Source organism: Desnuesiella massiliensis, assembly GCF_001403615.1.
GTDB lineage: Bacteria > Bacillota > Clostridia > Clostridiales > Clostridiaceae > Desnuesiella > Desnuesiella massiliensis.
The window spans coordinates 743,486-756,376 of the sequence record NZ_LN879456.1 but is presented as its reverse complement, the minus strand read 5'-3'; the positions used below and the strand labels follow the sequence as shown (position 1 = coordinate 756,376).

At 30.8% G+C, this 12,891-nt stretch carries 10 protein-coding genes; 3 read left to right on the top strand and 7 right to left on the bottom strand.

Annotated features, from left to right (window positions below; all coding sequences use genetic code 11):
- The first annotated feature begins 120 nt into the window (after positions 1–120).
- Both purB and BN2665_RS14385 read left to right on the top strand, forming a co-directional pair.
- A complete protein-coding gene (gene purB / locus BN2665_RS14390) occupies positions 121–1,551 on the top strand; it encodes an adenylosuccinate lyase (protein ID WP_055667793.1) in 1,431 nt (476 codons plus the stop codon).
- A 496-nt stretch (positions 1,552–2,047) separates the two neighbouring features.
- Positions 2,048–3,037 carry a tyrosine recombinase XerC gene (locus BN2665_RS14385; protein WP_055667792.1) on the top strand — a complete coding sequence of 330 codons (990 nt, stop codon included), beginning with the start codon at positions 2,048–2,050 and terminating at the stop codon, positions 3,035–3,037.
- Positions 3,038–3,047: 10 nt separating this feature from the next.
- Here BN2665_RS14385 and BN2665_RS14380 read toward each other — a convergent pair whose 3' ends face one another.
- Entirely contained in the window at positions 3,048–3,452 is a 405-nt protein-coding gene (locus tag BN2665_RS14380; protein WP_055667791.1) for a hypothetical protein, read from the bottom strand.
- A 138-nt stretch (positions 3,453–3,590) separates the two neighbouring features.
- Between BN2665_RS14380 and lexA the strand changes: the two genes are divergently transcribed.
- On the top strand, positions 3,591–4,199 hold the full coding sequence (gene lexA / locus BN2665_RS14375; protein ID WP_055667790.1) for a transcriptional repressor LexA: 609 nt from the start codon (positions 3,591–3,593) through the stop codon (positions 4,197–4,199).
- Between the two features lie 38 nt (positions 4,200–4,237).
- Here lexA and BN2665_RS14370 read toward each other — a convergent pair whose 3' ends face one another.
- From BN2665_RS14370 to miaB, 6 genes are all read right to left on the bottom strand, one after another.
- Positions 4,238–5,521 carry a methionine gamma-lyase family protein gene (locus tag BN2665_RS14370; protein WP_055667789.1) on the bottom strand — a complete coding sequence of 428 codons (1,284 nt, stop codon included), beginning with the start codon at positions 5,519–5,521 and terminating at the stop codon, positions 4,238–4,240.
- A 73-nt stretch (positions 5,522–5,594) separates the two neighbouring features.
- The gene (gene hfq, locus BN2665_RS14365) at positions 5,595–5,837 is read right to left on the bottom strand and encodes an RNA chaperone Hfq (RefSeq protein WP_055667788.1); all 243 of its coding nucleotides are present in this window, start codon (positions 5,835–5,837) and stop codon (positions 5,595–5,597) included.
- 81 nt (positions 5,838–5,918) lie between these two features.
- The gene (gene miaA, locus BN2665_RS14360) at positions 5,919–6,851 is read right to left on the bottom strand and encodes a tRNA (adenosine(37)-N6)-dimethylallyltransferase MiaA (protein ID WP_055667787.1); all 933 of its coding nucleotides are present in this window, start codon (positions 6,849–6,851) and stop codon (positions 5,919–5,921) included.
- A gap of 45 nt (positions 6,852–6,896) precedes the next feature.
- Positions 6,897–8,777, bottom strand: coding sequence for a DNA mismatch repair endonuclease MutL (gene mutL, locus BN2665_RS14355; RefSeq protein WP_055667786.1), 1,881 nt, complete (start codon positions 8,775–8,777; stop codon positions 6,897–6,899).
- 12 nt (positions 8,778–8,789) lie between these two features.
- Positions 8,790–11,402 (bottom strand): DNA mismatch repair protein MutS, encoded by a 2,613-nt coding sequence (mutS, locus tag BN2665_RS14350; protein WP_055667785.1) that lies wholly within the window; start codon positions 11,400–11,402, stop codon positions 8,790–8,792.
- Between the two features lie 54 nt (positions 11,403–11,456).
- Positions 11,457–12,791 (bottom strand): tRNA (N6-isopentenyl adenosine(37)-C2)-methylthiotransferase MiaB, encoded by a 1,335-nt coding sequence (miaB, locus tag BN2665_RS14345; protein ID WP_055667784.1) that lies wholly within the window; start codon positions 12,789–12,791, stop codon positions 11,457–11,459.
- Between the last annotated feature and the right edge of the window lie 100 nt (positions 12,792–12,891).

Here is a 12,891-nt window from a genome sequence, read left to right as displayed (position 1 = left end):
ATAGTAAATTATATTATAAAATATTTGAATTAGAACTGATTTTTATTAATAATTTGTGGTATAATACGAATTATAGCAAGTAAAGTATAAATTTTATTCGTAAATTTCTAGGAGGTAAAAATGAGAACACTTTATAACACCCCTTTAAACTCGAGATATGCATCTAAGGAAATGAGCTACTTATTTTCTGATGAAATGAAGTTTGTTACCTGGAGAAAATTGTGGGTAGCCTTAGCTGAAAGTGAAAAGGAATTAGGGTTAAACATCACAGAAGAACAAGTTAAAGAATTGAAGGAAAATATATATAATGTTAATTATGAAGATGCTGAATTAAAAGAAAAAGAAATTAGGCATGATGTTATGAGCCATGTATATGCTTATGGTCTGCAATGTCCTAAGGCCAAGGGGATTATACATTTAGGAGCTACTAGCTGTTATGTCGGAGATAATACAGATTTAATTATTATGAGAGAAGCAATGATACTTGTGAAGAAGAAAGTAATAAATGTTATTAATGCTTTAAGTAGATTCGCATTAGAGTATAAGTCTTTACCTACTTTAGGGTTTACTCATCTTCAACCTGCACAGCTAACCACTGTTGGTAAAAGAGCTACTCTTTGGATTCAAGAACTGTTGCTAGATTTAGAAAATCTTGATTTTGTAATAAATAAAATGAGATTTAGAGGAGTGAAAGGAACCACAGGAACTCAGGCGAGTTTCATGACTCTATTTAATAATGATGAGGAAAAAGTGATAAAGCTAGATAAAATGGTAGCTGAAAAGTTTGGCTTTGTAGAAAGTTTTCCTGTAACAGGTCAAACTTATACAAGAAAGTTAGATTCTATTATTTTAAATACTTTATCTGAAATAGCTCAAAGCGCCTATAAGTTTAGCAATGATTTAAGGTTACTACAAAGCATGAAGGAAGTCGAAGAACCTTTTGAAAAAAATCAAATAGGATCTTCTGCTATGGCTTATAAAAGAAATCCGATGAGATCGGAGAGGATAGGGGCGCTAGCTAGATTTGTTATTGTAGACTCCTTGAATCCTGCAATAACCGCTTCAACTCAATGGTTTGAAAGGACGTTAGATGATTCAGCTAATAAACGAATAGCCATATCAGAAGCTTTTTTAGCGCTAGATGGAGTTTTGAATTTATATTTAAATGTGGCTGAAAATCTAGTGGTTTATGATAAGGTGATATCATCTCATGTAGATAGGGAATTACCTTTTATGGCAACAGAAAATATACTAATGGAAGCTGTTAAAAAAGGCGGGGATAGACAAGAGCTACATGAGAGAATAAGAGTGCATTCTATGGAGGCGGCTAGAAAAGTTAAAGAATTTGGAGAAGAAAATGATCTAATACATAGAATAATAGCAGATGATTCTTTTGGCTTATCTAAGGAAGAGATATTAAATGTTATAGATCCGGCTAATTTTATAGGTAGAGCACCAGGTCAGGTGGATTACTTTATAAGTAATTATGTTAATCCTATACTAGAAGAAAATAAAGATCTCTTAGGTCAAAAATCTGAAATAAATGTTTAGTATGGAAATGTAAATATTTTACTTTTATTAGCATCAAAAGTTTTGAACGTTCTTAAAATTTTTGATGCTAATTTTATTTTATCTTATACCATATACTTCTATATAAAAAACATTAAGAATTAAAAAAGTAAAGTGTAAAACCAAGTACATAAGAAAAGTTAAAATGAAATTTTTATTATAATGGACATGCTGTAAAATAATTCCTTAGGGGTTCTTTTATAAATTATTTTCAGTTAAAATCTTAATGAGATTTTGTGGTTCTAGCTATAAACTTTGAATCAGTTGATATAAGTATTTTAATTATAATATAGCTTTAAACGGCTATTTCGATGTAAAAAATGGTAAACATGCTTAATTTTGCACCTAAATCGGTACAAAAAACCCATATACCATTTCGCTAAATGTATATTTAGCGAAATCATATGTACTAAAATTAATATTTAAGGTATAATATAACCTGTAAGTATATTTTTTAGAACTAGAAAGGAAAAGTTACATGCGTTATGATATTGCGATCTCCGATAATTATACAATTATACCTGAAAGATTAGCTGAATTCTTAAATTATTTAAGTATCATTAGGGGTAAGTCTAATAATACTGTTGATGGGTATAGAATAGATTTAACGATGCTTTTTAGATTTTTAAAATTATATAAGGGGTTATGTCCTAGAAACATTGAATTTGAGGATATTTCCATAAATGAAATTGATGATAATTTTATAAGAAGCATAAAGTTGTCGGATTTGTATGCGTTTTTATCCTTTCTCGAAAAGCAAAGGAATAATAGTGCCTATGCTAGGGCGCGAAAAGTTGCGTCCATAAAGTCCTTTTTTAAATATCTTAATACAAAGACAAGGATTTTGGACGAAAATCCAGCTTCAGATCTAGAAACTCCAAAGATAAATAAAAGAAATCCGGTTTATCTCACTTTAGAGGAAAGCAAGGGATTACTAAGGTCTATGGATGAAAATCACAAGCATTATAAAAGAAACGTGTGCATTATAACTCTATTTTTAAATTGTGGCCTTAGACTTTCTGAATTATGCAGCATAAATATTTCTAGAATTAAAGGTGATACATTAACTATAGTTGGTAAGGGTAATAAAGAGCGCACAGTTTATTTAAACAAAGCTTGCTTAAAGGTTATTTTTGAATATATGGAAGAAAGAAGCTTGATAGATATACCTGTCGAACACAAGGACGCTCTGTTTATAAGCGAAAGGAAATCAAGAATAAATAAGCGGACTGTAGAGATACTTGTAAAAAAATATATAGAAATGGCAGGATTAGATAAATCTAAATATACCCCTCACAAACTGCGTCACACCGCAGCTACTTTAATGTATAAGCATGGTAATGTTGATATAAGAAGTTTACAAAAGATTTTAGGTCACGAAAATATATCTACTACTCAAATATATACACATGTGGATGACGAAAGATTAAGAGAAGCAGTAAGTTCAAATCCCCTAAATGAAGAATAGACACAAGAAATTATTTTTTTCTTGTGTCTATTCTAATTAGTCCAGGATATGCCTCTAAAGAACTATCTTCATATTCTCCTACTTCCTCAAGGTCATCAATTAAAATCCACTCTTCTAAATTTTCGTAATCCCCCTCTCCTTCTTCTTCATTGCTATAGCTATCATTATAATCATCCTCTAAGTTTTCAATTGAATAGTCAACAGTTTCTTCTAGATTGGCTTCTATCCCCTCCTCCTTTTCAGCTTTGGTATTTAATAATGTATTAATGTTGATTGAGCGCATTTCTGAATCAGATAAATTAAGGCACTTTCCGCAGTTATCACAAAGCTTTGAGGTATTTAATTCGCATATGTCACAATCTCCGCAATTATCACATACTTTTGATGTATTAAAAACACATATTTCATTTATCATTTAATCCCTCTTTTCTTAATAAATATACTTGTATATTATAGCAAACCTTAATCTCATTATCAAACAAAATAATAGAACATAAGTTTGATATTATAAGAATATTGTGATATAATTTTTATAGATTGAGAGGTGAGCTATATGTCAGAAGTAAAAGTTGATAAGCAAAAAGAGATATATGAATTTCTAAAAAATTATACAGAAGAAAAAGGATATCCACCTTCAGTAAGAGAAATATGTGAGGCGGTATCTTTAAGATCCACTTCTACTGTACATGGCCATTTAAAGAGATTGGAAAAGAAAGGTTTAATTAAAAGAGATCCAACGAAACCAAGAGCTTTAGAAATTTCAGAGCTATTTAATAGTAAAAAGGAATTAATTGATATACCTGTTGTAGGTAAGGTTACTGCAGGGGAACCTATTCTTGCCTTAGAAAATATTGAAGAATTTTTTTCTTTACCTATTAATTATGTAAAACACGATAAAGAGCTATTTATATTAAAGGTTAGCGGGGAAAGCATGATAGAAGCCGGTATTCATCACGGAGACTTTGCTATAATCGAAAAGAATAACACAGCTATTAACGGAGATATTGTGGTGGCTTTGATTGAAAATGAGGCTACAATAAAAAGATTCTTTAGAAGTGAAGATCATATAAGATTGCAACCTGAAAACAAAACAATGAATCCTATTATTGTTTCAGATTGCACTATCTTAGGTAAGCTAGTGGGGATATATAGAAGATATTAAAGGAGTAGAGACTACTCCTTTTTAATTTAAAAGTTTATTTAATTTAAAACTTTAGATAATGCTATAAGCACTCCTATTTTAGCATGATCAAAAGTCAGTCCACCTTGCAAATAAGCAATATAAGGCTCTCTTATAGGAGCATCTGCAGATAATTCTATAGAAGACCCCTGAATAAAGGCTCCAGCAGCCATAATAACTTGATCTTTATATCCTGGCATATCCCAAGGTTCGCATTCTACAAAAGAGTCAATAGGAGATCCTTTCTGAATACCCTTGCAGAATTTAATTAACTTTTCTTTATCATTAAATTTTATAGCTTGTATAATATCGCTTCTTTTGTCTGTAAACTTCGGTAGCACCTCAAAACCTGCTAGTTCCATTATTCTAGAGCAAAATATTGCGGATTTTACAGCTTCCATAGTAATGTGAGGAGCTAAAAAGAGACCTTGAAATAATAATCGCATTACTCCAAAAGTAGAACCGCATTCCCCGCCTATACCTGGTATAGTTAATCTATAGGCGGCTTGCTCTACATACTCTTTTTTTCCAGCTATATAGCCACCGGTGGGTGCTATTCCCCCTCCTATGTTTTTAATTAAAGAACCAGCTACCAAATCGGCACCTACATCTGTAGGCTCATAGATATCTAAGAATTCACCATAGCAGTTATCTACAAAAATAATCAAATCCTCATTGATATTCTTAATAACATCTATAGATTTCTTTATATCTTCAATTAAAAGAGATTTTCTCCATCCATATCCCGTGGAACGCTGAATATGAATTATTTTTATACTCTTATCCTGATTTATTGTTGACTTTACAAGATCTATGTCGATATTCCCTTCTGTTGTTAGCTCGATTTGCTTGTAGTTTATATTGTATTCCCTAAGGGATCCTATGGAATCTTGTCCACTTATTCCTATTATATTATGTAAAGTATCATAGGGGGTTCCGCATATAGATAGCATAGTGTCTCCGGGACGCAGGTTTCCAAAAAGAGCAGCACCTATAGCGTGAGTACCATTTACAAAGTGAGGTCTCACAATGGCAGCTTCTGTATTAAATATTTTTGCATAAACTCTATCTAGTGCATCCCTACCCATATCTCCATAACCATAGCCGGAAGAATTAGTAAAGTGGCTATCACTTATATTTTCAGATTGAAAGGCATGCAATACTTTTAATTGATTGAATTCTCTGATTTCATCATAGAATTTAAATTCATTCTTCACATCCTCTATTGCCTTCTCATATAGGTCAATTACATTTTCACTAATCTTATAATTCTTTATTAATAATTCTTTAGTTATATCTAACATTTAAAAAGCCTCCTGTTTGTGTCATCATATAATAAGGAATAGGTTTATGATCACCTATTCCTCCTTATAATATTTAAGCATTATCATCATTAGCTGTGTTGAATAATATAGGTTTTAATGGGGTAATTGTACTTATAGCATGCTTATAAATTAACATTTGTTTCCCATCACAATCAAGAACTACTGTAAAACTATCAAAACCCTTAACCATTCCTTTTAATTGAAATCCATTTGTAAGATATATAGTAACAGGAACTTTATTCTTTCGTGCACTGTTTAAAAAGATATCTTGCAAATTATTAGTTGACTTATTCATTTCTTCACCCTCCAAATATTTATATTAAATTAATTCTATAAAAAGCTCTAAAATCCTTTTGATATAAATTATATTATACTATTATAAATTATTTATGTCATCAATAATGTGCTGTACTATGTCATCCTCTGATTCAAAAGTGTCCTTATCTATAAATTTAACCCTAGGATCTTTTCTGAACCATGTTAATTGACGTTTAGCATAGTTTCTACTGCCCTGCTTAATTATATCAATGGCATCTTCTAAAGCCATCTTATTTTCTAAATAATATAGAATTTCTTTATATCCTATGCCTTGCATGGACTGCATTTCACTAGTAAATCCTAACTGTTTTAAATTTATAACTTCTTGAATTAACCCCTTTTCAAGCATTATATCTACTCGCTTATTTATTCTGTCATAGAGCCTAGCTCTATTCATAGTGAGTACGTAGTAATTTATATTATAGGGTATATTATAATAGTTAGATTTATCTTCAAAGGAGCTGAACGTTTTTCCAGTGAGTTTATGTACCTCCAGAGCCCTTATAACCCTTTTAACATTATTAGGGTGTATTCTTTCATAGCTTTCTAGGTCAATTTCCCTTAACATATTATGAAGAAATAAATTCCCATTTTCCTGTGCTAAATTTTCTAAATAGGTTCTATATTCAGGATCCTTATCTCCTTCTGTGAAATTTAAATTACATATGATTGAGTCTATATATAAGCCAGTTCCACCTACTAGTATAGGATACTTATTTCTTGATAAGACTTCACTTATAATTTCTGTGGCCTTTTGCTTATAGTCAGAAACAGTGAAAGGCTCCTCGGGAGAAATAATATCTATCATATGATGTGGGATTCCTTGCATCTCATCTTTGCTAATTTTAGCTGAGCCTATATCCATTAGCTTGTATATTTGCATAGAATCTGCTGATATTATTTCTCCATTTAAGGATTTTGCCAATTTTATAGATAATTCAGTTTTTCCTACCCCTGTAGGTCCTGTTATTACCAATATATTATTATTCATTATTTACACCTAACCCAATTTAGTTTACATAATATTTATTATGTATTATTGTATTCTCTTGAATTTTTTATCCATCTCATAGGATGTGATTTTAATTATTACTGGTCTACCGTGAGGACAATTAAAAGGATCATCAATATACCTTAACTCATTTAGTAAATGTCTCATTTCAGCAACATCTAGTGAATCTTGGGCTTTAATAGCAGCTTTACAAGCAAGCTTAGCTATTGCAGCATATTTTACATCCTCAGTTTTACCGCTGCCCATATTCTTTAAATTGTCTAAAATGCTAATAAAAAAATTATTAAAGTCTAGCTTACCAAGGATATAAGGAGCTTCTTTTATACATATGGTATTATTGCCAAAGTCCTCAATTTGGAATCCAATTTTGTCAAAAATTGTTATATTCTCGCTGTAATAGAAATAATCTTCTAGAGATAATTCTACTACAGAAGGCACTAATAAAGGTTGAATAACAACACTGCTCTTTATTATTTGATTTCTGTATTTTTCAAATAATATTTTTTCGTGGGCAGCATGTTGGTCAATAATATATAAGTCTCCTTCTTTCTCGCATAGTATATAAGTCTTATTATATTGGCCTATTACATTTAATTCAGGTATTTTAGCTATTTTAACCTCTTCAGGTATTGATAAGGTTTCATGTCTACTTGAACAAGATATTGTATCTGATTTGTCAGCATAAGCTTCTTTTATTACAGATTCATTCACTTTATAGAAGTTTTCTTTAACGACGTTTGTATCCTCTTTATCTACGCCTTCATTTAAAGTTTTTTCATATAAAGCTTTCTCATAGTTAAACATAGGGTTAATAGGTTCTTGCTTATTTGACTTTAAGGTATCAAAATTTAATATCTCAAAATTATCCTGCGGTACATAAGAAGAATCAGACTCCGGTATGGTAAAACTATCTTTAAGATACTCTCGTAAAGCTTCATGTACCCCTTCAAATACAATCTTATATATTATTTTTTCGTCGTTAAACTTTATCTCAGATTTAGTTGGATGTATATTAACATCTACAAATTCCGGAAAAATATCAATATTAATAACAAAAAAAGGATACTTATTTATAGTAATAAAAGATTTAAATGCATTTTCTATAGCCACAGATATTAATTTATTTTTTATATATCTATTATTAACAAATATAGTTTGATTATTTCTACTTCCTCTACTTATCTCTGCATTACCAATATAACCATGCACTGATACAATATCATAATGCTTCTCAAAATATATTAAATTTTCGGAAACCTGCTTACCATATATGCTTCTTATTACATCCGAAACCTTTCCATTACCATAGGTATGTATTATATTTTTTCCATTATTATAGAGCTTAAAACTCAAATCTGGATTAGATAGAGCTATTCTACTTACGATATCACTTATGGCGCCAGCTTCTCTCATAGGGGATTTCATAAACTTCTTTCTAGCAGGCACATTATAGAATAAGTCTCTAACTTCTATCTGAGTACCTTTATTTAATCCAACGGATATTAGGTGTTTAATTTCCCCACCCTCTATGTATATCTCTCTTCCATCATAATTATCTTCTACTTTGCTTTTCAAAGTTACTTTAGATACTGACGCTATGCTCGCTAAGGCCTCTCCCCTAAAACCCAAGGTAGATATTTTATATATGTCTTCGATAGTACTTATTTTACTAGTGGCATGAGGATAAAATGCTTTTTCAACATCCTCAGGATGAATTCCGTTACCATCATCTATAACCTTAATGAGAGATTCTCCTCCATCCTGTATTTCTACAATAATATTTTTAGCTTCTGCATCAATGCTGTTTTCTATTAATTCTTTAGCTACAGAAGAAGGTCTTTCTACTACCTCTCCAGCAGCAATTTTGTTTGTAGTTTCAATATCCAATAAATTTATTCTTTTCATTTAGCATCACCTTTATAACAATCCTTTAGCCTTATTTATGACCTCGTAAAGTTTATTTAAAGCTTGAATGGGATTAATATTTAAAATATCTATTTCGGATACCTCTTTAACAAAAGAATTAAATGCAAAATCCTCAAAGCCCATCTGAATATGAGAGCTTTGTTTTTGCTTTGTATCTTTACTGTCTTTTTCTGTTTTAGTGTTTATCGTTAGAGCATTTTGCATTTCTAGAGTTTCTAGTATTTCCTTAGCCCTTTTAATTAAATTTTCAGGTAAGCCTGCAAGCTTAGCCACCTCAATACCATAAGATTGATCAGCTCCTCCAGGTATTATTTTTCTAAGGAAAACTATACTATTATTTACTTCCTTCACAGCTACAGAATAGTTTTTGATACCTTCTATTTTACTTTCTAAATCAGTTAATTCATGATAATGAGTAGCAAATAAAGTCTTACATTTAAGAGCTTTGTTATTGCATATATGCTCAATAACAGCCCATGCAATACTTAATCCATCATAGGTACTAGTACCTCTTCCCACTTCATCCAATAGTACCAAACTCTTTTGAGTGGCGTTCTTTAGAATATTTGCTACTTCACACATTTCAACCATAAAGGTACTTTTACCTGCACTTAGATCATCAGAAGCGCCTATTCTGGTAAAGATTTTATCTAACACACATAAATCTGCTTTAGCTGCAGGGACAAAACTTCCTATTTGCCCCATAAGTGTTATTAACGCTACTTGACGCATGTATGTAGATTTACCTGCCATATTTGGGCCAGTTATTATTAACATTTGATCTTTAGAATTATTTATAAAAGTATCATTACTGATAAAGGAGCCTGTTGGTATTACCTTTTCAACTACTGGATGCCTTCCTTCGGTTATAGAAATGTAATTTTTTTCATTGATTAAAGGTCTTACGTAATTGTTATCCAGGGCAACTGAAGCTAAGGATACAACACAATCAACTTCTGATAAAAGCTTTGCAGAAAGTTTCATTCTAGAAACTTGCTTTTCAATTAAATCTCTAATATACACAAATAGATTATACTCTAGATTTATGAGCTTATCTTCTGCACCTAATATTTTATCCTCCATATTCTTTAATTCCTCAGTTATAAACCTTTCAGCATTTGCTAAGGTTTGTTTTCTTATGTATCTTCCCTCAGGAATTAAATCATAATTTGCTCTGCTTATTTCTATGTAATATCCAAATACTTTATTGTAACCTACCTTTAAAGATTTAATTCCGGTAACTTCTCTTTCACGGCTTTCTAAATTAGCTATCCACTGTTTTCCATTAGTCTTAGCCCTTTTTAATTCATCAATTTCTTCATTATAGCCATCTTTTATTATATTTCCTTCTTTTAACCCTAACGAAGGATTATCTAAAATAGAGCTTTCTAGCAGCGAGAAAATGTCTTTTAATTCGTCTAAATTGCTATGTATTTTTCTTAAATAACTTGACTCTGCCTCTTTTAGAATTTGTTTAACATTAGGTATCTTGCCTATGGAATTTTTTAAAGATATAAGCTCCTTGGCATTTACACTCTTAGCAGAAATTTTACCGGTTATTCTTTCTATATCATAAATAGATTTCAGACATTCAACTAAGTTTTCTTTTAAAGGTAAGTTGTTAGTTAACTCTTCTACAGCAGAGAGTCTTTCTTCAATACGCTCTTTAACCAGCAAGGGCTGCTCTACCCACTTTCTAAGTAATCTGCTGCCCATGGAAGTGTTTGTTTTATCCAGTACCCATAACAACGACCCCTTTTTAGACTTGTCTCTCAAGGTTTCAGTTAACTCTAGATTTCTTCTAGTATTTATATCAATAGACATAGTTTCGCTTATATTGTATACTTCTACATGCTCAATATTAGATAATGAAAGTTTTTGTGTTTCAATTATGTATTTTAACAGAGCATTAATAGAAAATAAAATATCATTATCATAATTACTGGTTTCAAAATTTTTAAATTGAGCTTCAATATTATGAATATATTCATCCTTAAAATAATTGTCATTCTTAATAGTTATAGATGACGAAATAGAGTTAATTATTCTGTTTTTAACCGCTTCAGAAAAGCTTTGTTGTATTAATATCTCTTTTGGATAGAACTTGGAAATTTCATCTATAACATAGTCAAAGCGGCTTACTTTTGTAGAATAGAATTCGCCTGTTGCAATATCTGCAAAACTAATAGTAATTCTTTCATTAATATCTTCTACGAAAATGCTCATGATATAGTTATTTTTGCTCTCGTCAATAAAATTACTGTCATTAAAGGTACCTGGAGTAATTACTTTAATAACATCTCTTTTTACTATACCTTTTGCTAAGGCTGGATCTTCAACTTGCTCACAAATTGCTACTTTATACCCTCTGGATATAAGTTTACCTACATATGAATTAGATGCATGATATGGTATACCACACATAGGAGCTCTATCCTCTAAGCCACAATCTCTCCCGGTTAATACTAGCTCTAACTCTTTAGATGCTACCTCCGCATCTTCAAAAAACATTTCATAAAAGTCCCCTAGTCTAAAGAATACTATGCAATCTTTGTAATCTTCTTTGATCTGAAGATATTGTTGCATCATAGGCGTTATAGCCATGGTCAATCACCTCTTAATTTATAGTTATAAAAAAGCTCTTATATAAGAGCTTTTTTATAATATCTCCTCTCCATTTAATGAAAAGGACAATGCTTTTACTATCTTTACATTTATTAATTTACCGATACTATCCTTATTCCCTTGTAAATTTACTAATTTACCAGTTCTAGTTCTTCCAGATAAGCGATTTTCATCATTTTTGCTTGTACCTTCTACTAAAACTTCTACAGCTCTACCTTCATATTCCTTATTCTTTTTTGCACAAATTTCATTAACTGTATCAACTAATCTATTAAATCTATTATGCTTTACTTCATCAGGAACTTGATCTAAAAGCATGTCTGCTGGAGTATACTTTCTTCTTGAGTATATAAATGTAAATGCAGAGTCATATTCTACTTCTTTAACTAAAGAAAGAGTCTCCTCAAAATCTTCCTCTGTCTCGCCAGGAAACCCTACAATTATGTCTGTAGTTAAAGCGACTCCAGGTATTTCTTTCTTTATTTTATTTACTAGTTCTAAGTAATACTCTCTATCATAGTGCCTATTCATTTTTTTTAGTATTCTTGAAGAACCGCTTTGAACAGGCAAATGTATTTGCTCACATAGTTTATCACAATCTCTAATGGCTGCAATTACTTCATCAGATAAATCCTTTGGATGAGAAGTCATAAATCTTATTCTTTCTAATCCTTCTATCTCATTTAATCTAATAAGCAAATCTGCGAAATTAATCTCTGGATCTAATCCTTTGCCATAAGAGTTTACATTTTGTCCTAGCAAAGTTATTTCTTTATATCCTTTTGCTACTAGGTCTTTGATTTCAGCTTCAATATCTTCAGGTTTTCTGCTTCTTTCTCTTCCTCTTACATAAGGAACTATACAATATGTACAAAAGTTATTACAGCCATACATAATTGTAACGAAGGCTTTTATGTCACTTTCTCTATCTACGGGGATACCTTCTATTATTTCAGTTTCCTTATCTGGTATTTCAATAACGGAAGTTCCCTCTTGCTTTACCCTATTTAAATATTCAGGAAACTTATATGAGTTATGTGTTCCAAATATTATATCAACAAAAGGATATTTCTTTATAATAGCCTCTGCCATTCCTTTTTGTTGCATCATACAACCGCAAACAGCTATTATAAGGTCAGGATTTTTTTCCTTTTGTTTTTTTAAGGCTCCTAAATTACCATACACCTTTAGTTCTGCATTTTCTCTTACACAGCAGGTATTAAATATTATTATAGAGGCTTCGCCCCTTTCCTCTGTTTTTACATATCCAAGCCTTTTGAGCATTCCTGATAGCTTCTCTGAGTCCTCTTCATTCATTTGACAGCCCCAAGTCTCTATATAATATTTTAATTGATTTTCATTAATCATCACTTCTACTCCTTCTAAAATAAATATATACCTTACTTATTATATATAATTTAAGAATATTTTTAAAGGGATTTTTGATAGTTATTTATTTTTCAATATT